Source organism: uncultured Microbacterium sp. (assembly GCF_947489255.1).
Lineage (GTDB): Bacteria > Actinomycetota > Actinomycetes > Actinomycetales > Microbacteriaceae > Microbacterium > Microbacterium phycohabitans.
This window is the reverse complement of sequence record NZ_CANLCY010000001.1, coordinates 90855-106162: the sequence shown is the minus strand read 5'-3', so window position 1 is coordinate 106162 and position 15308 is coordinate 90855. Positions and strand designations below refer to the sequence as shown.

Here is a 15308-nt window from a genome sequence, read left to right as displayed (position 1 = left end):
CGCGCTGTGACAGCGCCGGCGCTCAGCGCTCGGGTCGCTCCTGGGCGCCCGTCGACCCGGGCTGCTCGGTACGGTGCTGCAGCTCGTCGATGTAGAGGTTCTCTTCGTCGGTCGTGCGGTTTCGGTACGCCGCCCGCCCCACCATGTGCGCGGCGAGAGGCGCCGTGGCGAACTGGATGAGCACGATCGGGATGCCGAAGGCCACCACCTCCCACGTGCGCACCGACAGCGCCACGGCGATGACGATCAGCAGCACGCCCAGCACCTGGGGCTTGGTGGCGGCGTGCAGGCGCGTGGGCACGTCGCGCCAGCGGAGGAGCCCCATCGTCGCCGTCAGGCACAGCACGGCGCCGACCAGCACGAGGACGAGGGCGATGGTGTCGAGCACGGATTCGAGGCTCACCGCGGGTTCTCCTTCCGCGCGACGAAGCGGGCGACCGCGATCGAGCCGAACACGCCCACCGCGGCGATGATCAACATCGCCGGGAGCGAGCGCGTGTGGTGGTTGATCACCATGTCGGCGCCGAGGATGCAGACCACCTCGGTCAGCAGCACGTCGGCAGCGACGGCGCGGTCGAGGATCGAGGGCCCGATGACCAGTCGGATCAGGGCGAGCACGGCGGCCGCGGCGAATACGACCAGGATCACGACGACGAGAGCGGTGTTCACAGCGGGGTCCTCCCCTCGCGCGGCGATTCGATGGACTCGTGGTGGTGCGTCGAGCTGTCGGCGATGCGCGCGCGCAGTTCCTGCAGCTCCTCCTTCGAGCCCACGGCACGCGTGATGCGCGCTTCCCAGCCGAGCACGATGCGACGCTGGTGCTCGGCATCCTCGTCGCTTCGCACCCCGATGGTGTGCAGGTAGAGCGTGCGGTTCTCGCGATCGACGTCGACGATGAGCGAACCCGGGATGAGGGATGCCGTGACCGCGGTGTGCGCCATGATGACGTCGTCGTCGACCCGCAGCGGAACGGCGATGATCGCAGCCCCCGGCTGGCGTCGGAGGTCGAGCACCTGCCACGCCACGATGAGCGAGCCCTTGATGACGGCGCCGAGGAAGGTGACGACGAAGATGAGGCCGTACCAGAGGTTGATCCGGCCCGACAGCTCGACCGGGGGCAGGCGGAACACGCGGGTGACGAAGACCGCCATGACCAGGCCCGTGAGCAGGGCGAGCCAGGTGAACTGGCCCCACAGCAGCATCCACAGAGCGACCAGCCACACCAGCAGGGGCAGCTGGTGCAGGAAGAGAGACACCTGCGAGCGACGCGTCGGGCTCATCGTTGACCCGCCTGTTCCTGCAGCTGCACGAGGGTCACGCCGTCGGCGACGCGCTCCCCCGCACGAAGGCACGCGTCGAGCAGGGGGCCGGCGAACACCGTCAGCGAGATCGTGACGATCACCATGCCGGCCGTGGCCAGGGTCATGATCTTCGGAATGGTCCGGCGCTCGGTCGAGATCGCGGCGGCGGGGGCGTTGCCGAGGTAGGCGATGCGCTCGCTCGTCTCGGCGGAGTCGTCGTCCTCGCGCCAGAACGAGAGGTTCCACGCGCGCATCAGGGCGTAGAGGGTCAGCACCGAGGTGACGATGCCACCGACGATCAGCACCATCATCACCGGGGTGCCCACCTGGGCGGCCGCGTCGAAGAGCGCGTACTTGCCGATGAAGCCCGAGAACGGCGGGAGGCCGCCCAGGTTGATCGCCGGGATGAAGTACAGCACCGCGAGCAGGGGCGCTCCGCGCATGAGGCCCTTGACCTTCAAGATCGAGGTGCTGCCGGCCTTGCGCTCGATCAACCCCACCGCCAGGAACAGCGTCGTCTGCACGATGATGTGGTGGACGATGTAGTAGATCGTCGCGCCGATCGCGAGCGGGGTGTTGATCGCGAGTCCGAAGATCATGTACCCGATGTGGCTCACGAGCGTGAACGACAGGATGCGCTTGAGCTCGGCCTGCGCGACCGCCCCGAGCACCCCGACGATCATCGTAGCGAGCGCGACCATCATCAGCAGGAAGTTGATGTCGTTGTCGACGAAGAGCTGCGTCTCGGTGCGGATGATCGCGTAGACGCCGACCTTCGTCAGCAGACCCGCGAACACCGCCGTGACCGGGGCCGGAGCCGTCGGGTACGAGTCGGGCAGCCAGAACGACAGGGGGAACACGGCGGCCTTGATGGCGAAGGCCAGCAGCAGCATGAGGTGCAGGATCGTCTGGGTGTCCTGCGGCAGCAGCGCCATGCGCTCGCTGATCTGCACCATGTTCACGGTGCCCAGGGCGCCGTAGACCATGGCGATCGCGGCGAGGAAGAGGATCGACGACACCAGCGAGACGACGATGTAGACGACGCCGGTGCGGATGCGGGACTCGGTGCCGCCGAGCGTGATGAGCACGTACGAGGCCACGAGCAGGATCTCGAAACCGACGTAGAGGTTGAACAGGTCGCCGGCGATGAAGGCGTTGAAGATGCCCGCGCCCAGGATCAGATACGCCGGATAGAAGATCGAGACCGGGGTGTCGGCGTCGTTGTCGGCGGCCCCCTGGCCGATCGAGAAGAGCAGCACCGCGAGGAGCACGATGCTCGTCACCACCACCAGGAGGGCGGCCAGCACGTCGACGTAGAGCACGATCCCCAGCGGGATCTGCCACGCCGCGATGGCCACCGCGATGGGGCCGCTGGTGTCGACCGTGACGAGCAGGATCGCGCCCAGCACGAGCACGGTCGCGAGGGCGGCGACCGACACCACGATCTGCGTCCGCTTGCGGCGTCCGAAGATGAGGTTGATCGCGGCACCGATGAGCGGGATGCCGACGAGCAGGGGCACGAGGGCGCTCACGAGCGATCACCGTCCTGGGGGTCGCGGGAGTCGGCTCCCGCATCGTCCGTCTCGCGGCGAACCGCGACCCGATCGACCGGGGCGTCGTCGACGAGCTGCGAGAGGTCGCCCTGGTGCAGCACGCGGATGGGGTTGGCGACGTCGCCGACGAAGTCGGTGGTGACGTCCTCGTCGTCGGAGCGCGACTCCTCGTCCATCGCGTCCTCGACCTCTTCGGCGGTGCGCGTGCGCAGGGCCACGTCGTCGGCGTCGTCGATAACGGTGTCCGCCTGCCCCAGCTGCCACGACCGGTAGATCAGGGCCAGCAGGAACGCGGAGATGCTGAACGTGATGACGATCGCCGTGAGCATGAGCGCCTGCGGGAGCGCGTCCGACATGTCGGCGGCATCCGTCTCCCCGCCGTCGTAGAAGGGCGCCCGGCCGGGCGCGCCCATCACGACGAGCAGCAGGAGGTTGGCCGCGTTGCCCAGCAGCAGGAACCCGATGAGCACGCGCGTCAGGCTGCGCTCGAGCATCGCGTATACGCCGCACGCGAAGAGGACGGCCATCACGATGACCAGCACGAGGGAGATGCTCACGAGCTGCCCACCTCCGCATCCTCGGGCAGTTGCGACTGCCGATCGACCTCGGCACCGAGACTGCGCAGAACGTCGAGCACGAGGCCGATGACCACCAGGTACACCCCGATGTCGAAGATCGTGCTGGTGACGAACTCCCAATGCCCGATGATCGGCAGCTCACCCTCGAACGTGAAGCTCTGCAGCGGAGCGAAACCGAAGACCATCGGCACGAGGGCGCACAGCACCGCGATGGCCATGCCCGCTCCGAGCAGGCGGCCCGCGTCGGTGGGCGCCGCGGCGCCCAGCTCCCAGCGACCACCGGCGATGTAGCGCATGACGAGGCCCATGCCGGCCACGAGCCCGCCCGCGAAACCGCCGCCGGGCAGGTTGTGACCGGCGAAGAGCAGGTAGAGCGAGATGACCATGATCGAGTGGAACAGCACGCGGATGATGATCTCGAGCAGGATCGACCGGTTCTCGGGCTGCACCTTCGACCCCGAGATGAGCCACGCGCGCGGAGCCCCGGACTCGCCCACGCGCTGAGCGCGCACTCCGGCATCGGTCTCGATGAGCGGACGACGTCGGCCGAGTCCGACCCGACTGCGGGCCGTCCCCGAGCGACGGTTGAGGTTGTCGCTGCGGTCGGTGATGAACACGAGGGATGCCACGCCCGTGGCCGCGAGGATGAGCACCGACAGCTCGCCCATCGTGTCCCACCCGCGCAGATCGACCAGGGCGACGTTCACGACGTTGCGGCCGTGACCGATCTCGTACGCCAGCGCAGGCCACTCGAGCGAGACGGGCAAGTCCTGGCGCGCGCCGGTGGCGACGATGGCCACGAGCGCCATCATCAGACCCACGCCCGCGCCCAGCACGGCCCGGGCGATCGGGGCGACGGACTCGTTGTGCTCCCCCATGCGCGCCGGCAGTCGTCGCAGCACGAGGGCGAACACCACCAGCGTCACGGTCTCGACGAGCACCTGCGTGAGCGCGAGGTCGGGGGCGCCGCTGGTCGCGAAGAGCACCACGAGTCCCAACCCGGTCACCGAGACCAGCGCGACGCCCGTATACCGCTTGCGGGCACGGACGGCCAAGATGCCGGCGGCGATCATGAGCGGGGCGGCGATGAGCTGCGTCGGAGACTGCCACGCATCGAGTTGAGCGCGCCACTCGCTCGAGGCCAGCAGAGCGGTGCCCTCGGCGACGACGAAGACCACGAAGATCGTGCCCACGTAGAACGGCAGTGACCCGCGCTGGAACCGCGCCGTGACCCACTCGGACGAGTGATCGATCGCGCGCAGAGTGACGTTGTAGGCGTCGTTCGCGGTGAAGGGGAGCACCCGGGGCCGCTTGTGCAGCTGCGTCTTGCGCACCAGCCAGAACACGCCCGCGCCGAGCGCGAGGGTGCCGAGCGAGATGAACAGCGCGGGCTCGAGGCCGTGCCACAGAGCCAGGTGGTAGGGGTAGTCGGGAGCGGGAACGCCGGGCGTCGCCTCGGGGAGACCGTCGGCATAGGGCGCGAGCCAGTGGTCGACGATCGGGGCGAGGAGGCCGAGGGCCAGGGATGCCGCGGCCAGCAGGACGGGAGCCGACAGGAAGCCGATGGGCGGATCGGGCCAGTCGGTCGTCTCGACGTCGCGCTTGGTCCAGTACGCGCCCCACAGGAACCGGATGCCGTACCCCGCCGTCAGGGCGGAGCCCAGCACGATGCCGATCAGGGCCACGAGACCCCAGGGCGCTCCGGCCTCGGCCTCGTGCAGGAGCGCCGTCAGCGCGGTTTCCTTCGCGACGAATCCCAGCGTGGGGATGACGCCGGCCATCGACCCGATCGCGATGAACGACGCGGTCGCCATCACCGGCGCCTGCCGGCCGAGGCCCGACAGCTGCCCGATGTCTCGCGTGTTGAGCTGACGGTCGATGACGCCCACCACGAGGAACAGGCACGACTTGAACAGCGCGTGGCTGAGCAGGATCGCGACGCCCGCGAGGGCGGCATCCCTCGTGCCGTAGCCCAGCATGACCGTGAGGAAACCCAGCTGGCTGACCGTGCCGAAGGCGAGGATGCGCTTGAGGTCTCGCTCGCGCAGGGCCTGGAACCCGCCCAACAGCATCGTGAACACGCCGAGCGCGATGAGGGTCGGGCGCCAGAACGGCGTCTCCGCGAAGCCGGGCGCCAGGCGCGCGATGAGGTAGATGCCGGCCTTCACCATGGCCGCCGCGTGCAGGTAGGCGCTGACCGGGGTCGGCGCGGCCATCGCTCCGGGCAGCCAGAAGTGGAAGGGGAAGATCGCGGACTTGCTGAGCGCGCCGACCAGCAGGAGGAGGACCGCGATGTCGACGACCGTGCCCGTGGGCGGGTCGGCGAGGATCGCCGACAGGCTCGACGTTCCCGCCTGCACGACCAGCAGCACGACACCGATCAGCATCACGAGTCCACCGAGGGTCGTGACCAGCAGCGCCTGCAGTGCCGCTCGACGACTCGCTGCACGGGCGTGGTAGTAGCCGATCAGGAGGTACGACAGCACGCTCGTCGCTTCCCACAGCATGACCAGCACGACGATGTCGTCGGTGAGGACGAGACCGTACATCGCTCCCGCGAATGCGAGGAGAACCGCGGAGAACTGTCCGACGCCCCGCGTCTTGTCACGGAAATACCACCGGCAGTAGAGCATCACGAGCGCTCCGACACCCGTGACCACCAGGGTCAGGAGCCACCCGAGGACGTCCATGCGCATCGACAGCGAGACGTCGATCGCCGGGATCCATTGGTATTCCTCGAACGGAATGTCACCGGCGAACACCGCGGGGGCGAGGACGATCGCGTGCGCGAAAGCGAGCGCCGGAAGGACCGCGGCGATGTAGAAGGCGCGAGCCCCGATCCGCGAGACGAGCCAAGGGAGCGCCAAGGGCAGGACCGCGAAGGCGCCGAGGAACATCAACATGTTCGGGCCTCCTCGGGGTCGACGGGCGAATGCCCGGGCTCTCGGGGTGTCGGACCTATTCTATGCGGAGCATGAGAGTTCGCGGACCACGAATCCTCATGTGGTAGGCGGCGGGGCGGTCGTCGTGCCGGCGCGGAACGTGCATTTCAGGTCGAGACCGGAGGGTTCGGCATCCTCCAGCATCGCCGCGACCGCCTCCCCCGCCGCACGCCCCTTCGCGGTCGCGGGCTGGACGAGCGTCGTGAGCACGTGAGGGGCGAGGCCGTCGACCACCACGCCGTCGAAGCCCGTGACGCTGACGTCGTGCGGAACGCGCAGCCCGGTCTCCTCCGCCGCGCGGATGACACCGGCGGCGAGCAGGTCGCTCTGCGCGATCACCGCGGTGGGTCGGCGCGACGGATCGGCGAAGATCGTGCGGCCCGCGATCGTGCCCTCGTCGATCGAGCTCGTCGCGGCCGCGAGCACCGGCGCGTGGGGGAACACCTCACGCGCTCCCGCCAGACGATCGGCGGTCACGTCGACGCGGACGGGCTCGTCGGCGGCGACCCACCCGCGTCGCCGCGAGGTGTCGATCGGCAGGGTCACGAGCACGACGTCGTGGTGGCCGAGGTCGGCGACGTGCTGCGCCGCGGCGCGCTGAGCCTCGGCGTTGTCGAGCAGCACCCGGGGGACCCCCTCGCCCGCGTCGCCCTCGACGACCACGACCGGGATGCCGCGCCCCCGCACGATCTCGAGGGAATCGCGCATGCGCGGGCTGCACCCGATCAGCACGGCCGCGTCGATGGGGGCGGTGTGCAGCGAGGGTTCGCTGACGGTCTCGCCGTCGTCGCGCAGCAGCAGCAACGCCGCGCCGAGACGCGAGACGCCGTCGGCCAGGCCGTCCATCATGTGCGTGGTGACCGGGTCGAGGAACGCCGTGCCGAGGTGCGTGTCGAACACCACGCCGACGATCCCGCTGCGACCGCGACGCAGCGACGCCGCGCGCGGGTCGGGCCCCGTGTAGCCGAGGGCCTCGGCGGCCGCGAGCACGCGGGCCCGGGTGGCCTCGGAGGTGGGGGTCTTGCCGCTGAACACCACCGAGGCGGTCGACGCGGAGACGCCGGCCTCACGGGCGACGTCGCTGATGGTGGCGCGACGGGTGCTCACGGCCCGATCGTACCCGCGCTGTGCCCCGGCGCCGAATCGATTCGATCGATGTCGAATCGATTCGGTACAGTGTCCCCATGCCCACCTCGCTGACCCGCTCCCAGCTCGTGCGCTGGCACATCGCCATCTGCGCCATCTTCCTGGCGAGCGGACTGAGCATCTCGACCTGGGCGTCGCGCGTGCCCGCGATCCGCGAGTCGCTCGGCATCGAGAACTCCGGCGTCGGCCTGCTGCTTCTCGGCATGGGCGTGGCATCCATCATCGGCCTCTCCATCGCCCCGGCCGTGATCGCGCGGCTCGGTGCCCGTTCGGGCATGCTCGTCGCCCTCGTCCTCGTGGGGGTCGGACTCGCGATCATCGGATTCGGAGCCGACACCCTGCAGACCTTCGGGATCGCCCTCGTGGGCCTCGCCCTGTTCGGCTTCGGCAACGGCGCCGTCGACGTGATGATGAACGTCGAGGGAGCCGCCCTCGAGAAGGCGACCGGCCGCACGATCATGCCGTTGCTGCACGCGTTCTTCAGCTTCGGCACGGTCATCGGCGCCGGCCTGGGCTTCGTCGCCGTCAGCGCGGGCATCCCCGTGCTCGCGCACAGCGTCGTGATGGCCGTCGTCATCCTCGTCGTCGCCTTCGTCTCGGTGGCGAACGTGCCCCGCGCCGAGGTCGCGATGGACGCCCCCGCCGACGAAGAGCGCGCGCACTGGCGCGAGCGCCTCGCCACCTCGCTGCAGGCCTGGCGCGAACCGCGCACCTACACACTCGGCGTCATCATGCTCGGCATGGCCTTCGCCGAGGGCAGCGCGAACGACTGGCTGCCCTCCGCGGTGGTCTACGGCCACGGCGCACCGGAGGAGGCGGGCCCCGCGGTGCTCGCGGTGTTCTCGGTGGCGATGACCGTCGGCCGCATCGCCGGAGGCCCGATCGTCGACCGCCTCGGCCGCGTGCTCGTGCTGCGCGTGCTCGCCGGCACGGCGGCGGCGGGTCTGCTGCTGTTCATCCTGGCGCCGTACGGACCGCTGGTGTTCATCGGGGCGGCGCTGTGGGGTCTCGGGGCCTCGCTCGGATTCCCGATCGGCATGTCGGCGGCCGCCGACGACCCCGCCAAAGCCGCCTCCCGCGTGGCGGCGGCCGCGACCATCGGCTACGTCGCGTTCCTGTGCGGCCCGCCCATCCTGGGCTGGATCGGCGATCACATCGGTCTGCTGAACACCCTGTTGATCGTGGTCGGGCTGATCGTGGCATCCGGGCTCTTCTCCGGCGCGGCGAAGCCGCTCGTGACCGCCGAGGCGAAGGTCGACGAGGCCGCGCGCCGCTGAGGCCGGCCGGGTGCGCGGGCGGCGGACTCCGGGGTCGGTGTCGTCGGCGAGCGCGATTAGGCTCGTCGGGTGCGTCTCGTCATCGCCCGTTGCTCCGTCGATTACACCGGCCGACTCAACGCGCATCTGCCCCTCGCCACCCGCCTGCTCGTGCACAAGAACGACGGCAGTCTGCTGGTGCACTCCGACGGCGGCTCCTACAAGCCGCTGAACTGGATGAGCCCTCCGTGCAGCCTGACGCGCGAGGACCCCGACGAGGTCGACCTCGAAGACGGCGTGATCGAACGGTGGCGGGTGACGCACGCGAAGACCGGCGACGCGCTCCTCGTGCGCATCCACGAGATCGTGCACGACACCGCGCACGACCTCGGCGTCGATCCCGGGCTCATCAAAGACGGCGTCGAGGCCGACTTGCAGCGCCTCCTGGCCGAGCAGGTCTCGGTGGTCGGCGAGAACCTCACCCTCGTGCGGCGCGAGTACCCCACCGCGATCGGCCCGGTCGACCTGCTGCTGCGCAACGACGACGGGCCCGGCACGGTCGCCATCGAGGTCAAGCGCCGCGGCGACATCGACGGTGTCGAGCAGCTCACGCGCTACCTCGAGCTGCTGAACCGCGACCCGCTCCTGGCGCCCGTGACCGGCGTGTTCGCGGCGCAGGAGATCAAGCCGCAGGCGCGTGTCCTCGCCACCGACCGCGGCATCCGCTGCCTCACCCTCGACTACGACGAGATGAAGGGCGTGCAGTCCGGGGCTCCGCGACTGTTCTGAGCGGACACGCCTCGAGGCCCGCCCACCCGTGGGACCCGGGCCGCACGACTCCGCCGGTAGCGTGGTCGTATGCGCGTACGCTCTCCCTTCTCCTGCGTCCTGTGGGACGTCGACGGCACTCTCGTCGACGCATCGGAGGGGATCCTCCGCCGCCTGACCATCACGCTCGAGCACTTCGGCCACCGGGCGCCCACGCGCGGTGAGCTGTCGCACTGGATCGGCCCGCCGATGTTCGAGTCGTTCCAGGCCAACGTCGGGATGACGCCCGAGCAGGCGACCGAAGCGGTCGTGTTCTACCGCCAGCTCAACAAGAGCGAGGGCTACACGGTCAGCGCGCAGCTCTATCCCGGCGTGGCCGACCTCCTGCACGACGTGCACGCGGCCGGAGTGCCGCAGTCCACCGCGAGCTCGAAGCCCGAGGTCCAGGTCGTGGCCCTCATGGACCACTTCGGACTGGCCCCCGACCTCGAGGCCATCGTGGGGGCGACCCTCGACGAACGCACCCTCAGCTCGAAGGCCGACATCGTCCGCGAGGCGCTTCGTCGTCTCGCCGCCACCGGAGTCGACGTCTCGCGCCCCGTCCTGATCGGCGACCGGCATCACGACGTCGAAGGCGGGGCGGATGCCGGCGTGCCGGTGATCTTCGTGCGGTGGGGCTTCAGCTGGCCCCACGAGGCAGACGGCGCCCAGGCAGTCGTCGACGACGTCGCGCAGCTGCGCGCTCTGCTGCTCCTGGAGGATCCCTCCGGTGCCTGACCTCGGCGCGGCGGTGCCGTTCGTCATCGCCCTCGTCGCGGCGGTCGTCGTCGCCCTCGTGATCATGCTCGTCGTGCGGGCGGCGGGGCGCTCTCCGCGCGCCCGCAGCGCGGCCGACGAGGCCGTGGCCGGTGCGGCGGAGGCGCTGCGCCGGCTCGACGACGCCGTGGAGGAGCTCGACGTGGCCTTCGAGTCCGTCGACGCGCTCGACGCGCCGGACGCCCCGACGGAGCTGCGGCGCGGACGCTCCGCCGTGCACCGCGCCCGCGACCGCGGATTCATCGACCTGGACGCGCTGGACGACCGCTCCGCCGTCCCGGCGCGTCGGCGCGATCAGGCTCGACGTGTCGGCGAGGAGCTCGACGCGAGCCGGGCGCGGGTCGACGCTCTCGGAGAACGCCTCGACGAATGGGCTGCCGCCGGTCGCTCCCCCTCCGCCCTGCGTGACGCCGCACGAGCGCGCCGCGACGCGATCCTCTCCGCGACGGGCGACCCGGAACCCCTCCTCGCGGCTCTCCGGCAGCGCTTCGATGCATCCGACTGGATCGACGCGCAGCGAGCGGCCGATGCCGCTGCCGCGGCGCTCTCCGACGCCGACGAGGCGCTGCGCGACGCCGAGACCGATCCTTCTCCCGCCGTCCTCCGACGCGCGACCGCAGCGCTGCGACGCGCCGAGCGGCACGGACGTGCCGTCGAGGACGCCCACCGCATCGCTCTCCAGGCGGCCGACAACGCCGAGGAAGAACTCGCGGCCGCCCGCGAGGAGCTCGATGCGGCGCTGGCGATCGCCGTGGCCCGCCCCGCGGACTGCGCGCCGTCCGCCGAAGAGACGCTGCGCGCGGCTCTCGAAGAGCTCGACACCGCGGCCGCCGCCGCCGTTCGTCGCCCGCGCGAGGCGATCGCGACCGTGGCGCGCGTCCGAGAGACGCGCGATCACGCCCTGGGCACCGCTGTCAACGCGCGCCAGCGACTCGAAGCCGCTCGCGCCGCTCTTCCCGGCACGCTCGCGTGCGCGCGAGCCGCCGTCGCTGCGGCGGAGGCGCGCGACGACGCCCCGCCCATCGCCGACCGCCGGCGACTCGCTCGGGCGCGCCACGAGCTCGCCGCCGCCCGCGCGGCCACCGACGCCGCCGAAGCCCTGGCCAACGCCCGGGCGGCATGGCACGCGGTTCCCGCCGCCCGCGGCTGAGGCGGCGTCGCCGCACCGTGCAATATGGTGAGCGGCATGATGGTGAGTGGCACGGCGGACTCCTCCCGCATCGCACACCTCACGAATGCCGCACGGCGCATCCCGGTCACCCTCGGGCTGGTCGCCGTCCTCCTCGTCGTCGGAGTCGTCGGAGGCGGCCTGTGGTCGCCGTTCTCGGCCTCCCCGATGTGGGCCGACGTCGCCTACGGGCTGCCCGCCCTCGCCGAGAGGCGGTGGTGGACCCCCGTCACCGGCACCTTCTTCGTCTCGGCGCCCTGGGTGTATCTCGCCGGCATCCCCGCCCTGGCGGTGATGGCCTTCTTCGAGCACCGCCGGGGGAGCCGCGTCGCCGCGATCTACTTCGCCGGAGGCCAGCTCTTCTCCGTCCTGGCGGCCGCGGGGTTCCTCGCCCTCGCGTCGCTGTTGCCGTGGTCGTGGGCGCAGGAGCAGGCCGTCGTCCTCGACGTCGGCCCCTCGGGCGGTGTCTTCGCGTGCATCGCCGGAGCGCTCGCGCTCCTGCCCTCCCCGTGGCGACTCCGCGCGTGGACCGTGTTCATCGCGATCCTGGCCGTGACGTTCGTCTACTACGGCTCGCTCCCCGATCTCGAGCACGTGCTCGCGGTGGGCCTGGTGCTCGCGGTCGACCGCTCGCTCCGACCGCAGCGCGTGAGCGTGCGCGAGCAGCGCCTCATCGCCTTCGTCGTCGTGTGCGGCCTGGGTGCCATCGAGATCCTCGGGTACGTCGCGCCGATGACCGGCCCGTTCGGCACCTCGGCCGCGACCTCCGGCTCCTGGGTCGACGTGGCGATCAACACCGCGGTCGTGCTGGTCGTCGCCACGTCCCTGCGCCGGGGTCGCCGGTGGGCGTGGGTCCTCGTCCTGCTGTACTGCCTCCTCAACGTCCTGCTCGTCGTGGCGGTCATCGGCATCCTGATCGCCGTCGGCCTGTCCGGTGTCGAGGCCGAGATCGACACCGACGTCACGAGCATCCTGGCCTCGTCGGTGCTGTGGATCGTGGCATCCGCCTACTTCGTGCTCGTGCGCGGTGCGTTCCACGCCCGCCCGCGCGCCGCCCTCGGAGACCCGCCCGCACCGGCTGTCGACGACGTGAAGGCCGAGCTGCGCGCCACCGGTGGGGGGACGCTGTCATGGATGACGACCTGGGACGGCATGTCGTACGCGCGCTTCGGTCGCGGGATCGTCGCCTACCAACGCCGGTCCGGGGTCGCCCTCGCGCTCGGCGATCCGCTCGGGCCGGATGCCGATCGCGCCGCCACCGTGCGCCGCTTCGTCGAGCGGTCCGAGGCTGCGGGCCTCGCGCCCTGCTTCTTCAGCGCCGGCGAGGCGACGAGCGCCGCCGTGCCCGCGGATTGGCGTCGGATCGTCGTCGCCGACGACACCGTGGTCGATCTGCCGGGTCTGCAGTTCACCGGCAAGGCCTGGGGCGCCGTGCGCACGTCGCTGAACCGCGCGCAGAGAGAGGGAATGACGTTCCGGCTCACGCGCCTCGCCGACGAGCCGTGGGGAGTGCGCCAGCAGCTGCGGGCGATCTCCGAGAGCTGGGTCGGCGACAAGGGTCTCCCCGAGATGGGCTTCACCCTCGGCACACTGCACGAGGCCTCCGACCCCGAGGTGCGGCTGGCCCTGGCGGTCTCCCCCGACGGCGACGTCGACGGATTCCTGTCGTGGCTGCCGGTCTACGGCGAGGGGGAGGTGCGGGGGGGGACCCTCGATCTCATGCGACGGCGTGACGGCGGTTTCGGTCCCGTCATGGAATACCTGATCGGATCGTCGGCACAGCAGTTCTCGGCCGAGGGCGCTCAGGTCATGTCGCTGTCGGGCGCTCCGCTGGCGCACGAGTATCCCCCGGATGCCGGCGCCATCGCCGACCTGCAGACGCGCATGGCCGACATGCTCGAGCCGGTCTACGGCTTCGCGTCACTGCACCGCTTCAAGCAGAAGTTCCACCCGCGGTACGAGACGATGTACCTGCTCTACCGCGACGAAGCCGACCTCACGCGGATCGGTGCGGCGCTGACGCGCGCGTTCCTGCCCCACGCCACGCTCCGGCAGTTCGCGGCCGCCGGCGTGGACCTCGTGCGCCAGGAACGCTGATCGCCCCGACCGACGCGAGGGCGCGCGGGCGGGGCGGCACCGGCCGCAGCCGGACGCGTCAGAGCGCGCGGATGTTCTCGGCCTGCAGGCCCTTGGGGCCCTGGGCGATCTCGAACTCCACGCGCTGGTTCTCCTCGAGCGAGCGGTAACCGCCCGACTGGATGGCGCTGTAGTGGGCGAAGACGTCCTGCCCACCGTCATCGGGGGCGATGAAGCCGAAGCCCTTCTCCGAGTTGAACCACTTGACCGTGCCCTGCGTGCTCATCGTCATGCCGTTTTCCGCTTGAGCCGACGCCGAGCGCGCCGGTCTGTGCCCCCACGGTAATGGCCGGAATCGTCCAGTGCACGGCTCCGTGACATAAACGTTGCGGTCGGCAGAATGCGGCGGAATGGCCGGTGGAAATGCCCTGAGCCCATACGACGCCCGGGCTGAGCAGAGCTCGAAGCCCGGGCGTCGACGGATCCCCCCGGATATGCCACGCGATGCGTGACGGCGATCACTTTACCGGCGCGGAAGCGTGCGCGCGACACGAAAACGAAGAATCAGTCAGTTATGACGATGTTCTGTGCTAACGATGGGCCGTAAAATCCGCCTCATGGATGGTCGGCGGCGCGCTTCGGTCCTCGTCGACGAGGCGTATCGCTCTCTCGGCGAGGCCATCGTCGACGGTCGCCTGCAGCCGGGCGACCGTCTGCGCGACGTGGAATTGGCCGCGCTCATGGGTATCTCCCGCACCCCCGTCCGCGAGGCGTTGCAGCGTCTCGAGAGAATCGGTCTCGTCGAGGTCGCCGCCAACAGGTACACGCGCGTGGCCGCGCTCACCGACCGCGCCCGGACGGACATGCGCGAGTACGCCGCGCACACGATCGCGGGCGTGATGCACGTCGCCCTCGCTCGCGCCGACGACGAGGAGATCGTCCGATTGCTGAGCATCGTCGACGCCCTCCGCGAGGCCCCGTCCTCGAGCGCCTACGTCGAGGCCGCGATGACCTTGTATTCGCAACTGGTGGCCGATTCGCGCAATGTCGTCTTCCGGAAGGCCTACGAACAGACCGATCTCGTCCTCCGCCGCAATCTCGACGGATGGGCGAGCATCGACGACGACACCCGCGAACCGCTCTTCCGGCATCTGCGCGAACAGATCGCACGACGCGATGCCAACGGCGCCAGCTGGACGTTCCTGACGCTGCACGGTTTCGCCTGACCGCACAAGGTCTGACGCGCCGCCGCAGCACGGCGCTAGCGTGACGCCATGCCCCACATCGAGCTGCGCCCCCTCACCGACGACAACCGGGACGCCGCGTTCGACGCCGTGCGGGACAGCACATCGTCCTGGCCCCGCGGCGTCTTCGACGGCCGGGCGTCGTTCGATGCCTGGGTGGAACGTTCCGATGTCGAGGTCTTCACGATCTCCCAGGACGACCGGGTCACCGGCGTCGCTGCCGCGATGGACGTCGACGGCGACCGGGAGATCCTGCTGGCCGTCTCGCCGGAGGCGGATGACACCGCACCGACGGAGGCGCTGCGTCAACTGACGGTGCGCGAGGCCGAGCGTCCGCTCTACGCCTGCGTATCGGCCGACGACGAGCCCGCCCACGACATGCTCGCGCGCATCGGTTTCGTCGAGCACGAGCACGACGGGGCCGACGTGGTCTACGTGTTGCCGCCGACGCTAGAGTGAC

General features: G+C 70.6%; 15 protein-coding genes. 7 read left to right on the top strand and 8 right to left on the bottom strand.

What is annotated here, in order from left to right; genetic code table 11:
* Positions 1-22: 22 nt before the first annotated feature.
* From mnhG to Q0818_RS00480, 7 genes are all read right to left on the bottom strand, one after another.
* Entirely contained in the window at positions 23-403 is a 381-nt protein-coding gene (mnhG, locus tag Q0818_RS00510) for a monovalent cation/H(+) antiporter subunit G (RefSeq protein ID WP_298870205.1), read from the bottom strand.
* Positions 400-669: a monovalent cation/H+ antiporter complex subunit F gene (locus tag Q0818_RS00505; protein WP_298870203.1), complete on the bottom strand. Its 270-nt coding sequence runs from the start codon at positions 667-669 to the stop codon at positions 400-402. Before Q0818_RS00505 ends, mnhG begins: the two co-directional genes overlap by 4 nt.
* Positions 666-1280 carry a Na+/H+ antiporter subunit E gene (locus tag Q0818_RS00500; RefSeq protein WP_298870201.1) on the bottom strand — a complete coding sequence of 205 codons (615 nt, stop codon included), beginning with the start codon at positions 1278-1280 and terminating at the stop codon, positions 666-668. The genes Q0818_RS00505 and Q0818_RS00500 overlap by 4 nt, the downstream gene beginning before the upstream one ends.
* Entirely contained in the window at positions 1277-2833 is a 1557-nt protein-coding gene (locus Q0818_RS00495; protein ID WP_298870199.1) for a Na+/H+ antiporter subunit D, read from the bottom strand. The genes Q0818_RS00500 and Q0818_RS00495 overlap by 4 nt, the downstream gene beginning before the upstream one ends.
* Entirely contained in the window at positions 2830-3411 is a 582-nt protein-coding gene (locus Q0818_RS00490; RefSeq protein WP_298870197.1) for a Na(+)/H(+) antiporter subunit C, read from the bottom strand. The genes Q0818_RS00495 and Q0818_RS00490 overlap by 4 nt, the downstream gene beginning before the upstream one ends.
* A complete protein-coding gene (locus Q0818_RS00485; RefSeq protein WP_298870195.1) occupies positions 3408-6335 on the bottom strand; it encodes a Na+/H+ antiporter subunit A in 2928 nt (975 codons plus the stop codon). Before Q0818_RS00485 ends, Q0818_RS00490 begins: the two co-directional genes overlap by 4 nt.
* A gap of 96 nt (positions 6336-6431) precedes the next feature.
* Complete coding sequence (locus Q0818_RS00480; RefSeq protein ID WP_298870193.1) at positions 6432-7481, bottom strand: LacI family DNA-binding transcriptional regulator; 1050 nt, start codon at positions 7479-7481, stop codon at positions 6432-6434.
* A 77-nt stretch (positions 7482-7558) separates the two neighbouring features.
* Here Q0818_RS00480 and Q0818_RS00475 point away from each other — a divergent pair, with 77 nt between their 5' ends.
* From Q0818_RS00475 to Q0818_RS00455, 5 genes are all read left to right on the top strand, one after another.
* On the top strand, positions 7559-8797 hold the full coding sequence (locus Q0818_RS00475) for an MFS transporter (RefSeq protein WP_298870192.1): 1239 nt from the start codon (positions 7559-7561) through the stop codon (positions 8795-8797).
* A 69-nt stretch (positions 8798-8866) separates the two neighbouring features.
* Entirely contained in the window at positions 8867-9565 is a 699-nt protein-coding gene (gene nucS, locus Q0818_RS00470; protein ID WP_298870190.1) for an endonuclease NucS, read from the top strand.
* A gap of 69 nt (positions 9566-9634) precedes the next feature.
* A complete protein-coding gene (locus tag Q0818_RS00465; protein WP_298870188.1) occupies positions 9635-10321 on the top strand; it encodes an HAD hydrolase-like protein in 687 nt (228 codons plus the stop codon).
* On the top strand, positions 10314-11510 hold the full coding sequence (locus tag Q0818_RS00460) for a hypothetical protein (protein WP_298870186.1): 1197 nt from the start codon (positions 10314-10316) through the stop codon (positions 11508-11510). Before Q0818_RS00465 ends, Q0818_RS00460 begins: the two co-directional genes overlap by 8 nt.
* Before the next feature lie 36 nt (positions 11511-11546).
* Complete coding sequence (locus tag Q0818_RS00455; protein ID WP_298870185.1) at positions 11547-13625, top strand: bifunctional lysylphosphatidylglycerol flippase/synthetase MprF; 2079 nt, start codon at positions 11547-11549, stop codon at positions 13623-13625.
* 58 nt (positions 13626-13683) lie between these two features.
* Here Q0818_RS00455 and Q0818_RS00450 read toward each other — a convergent pair whose 3' ends face one another.
* Positions 13684-13890: a cold-shock protein gene (locus tag Q0818_RS00450; RefSeq protein ID WP_136586350.1), complete on the bottom strand. Its 207-nt coding sequence runs from the start codon at positions 13888-13890 to the stop codon at positions 13684-13686.
* 331 nt (positions 13891-14221) lie between these two features.
* Between Q0818_RS00450 and Q0818_RS00445 the strand changes: the two genes are divergently transcribed.
* Complete coding sequence (locus Q0818_RS00445) at positions 14222-14830, top strand: GntR family transcriptional regulator (RefSeq protein ID WP_298870183.1); 609 nt, start codon at positions 14222-14224, stop codon at positions 14828-14830.
* A gap of 48 nt (positions 14831-14878) precedes the next feature.
* Complete coding sequence (locus tag Q0818_RS00440) at positions 14879-15307, top strand: hypothetical protein (protein ID WP_298870182.1); 429 nt, start codon at positions 14879-14881, stop codon at positions 15305-15307.
* Position 15308 lies beyond the last annotated feature (1 nt).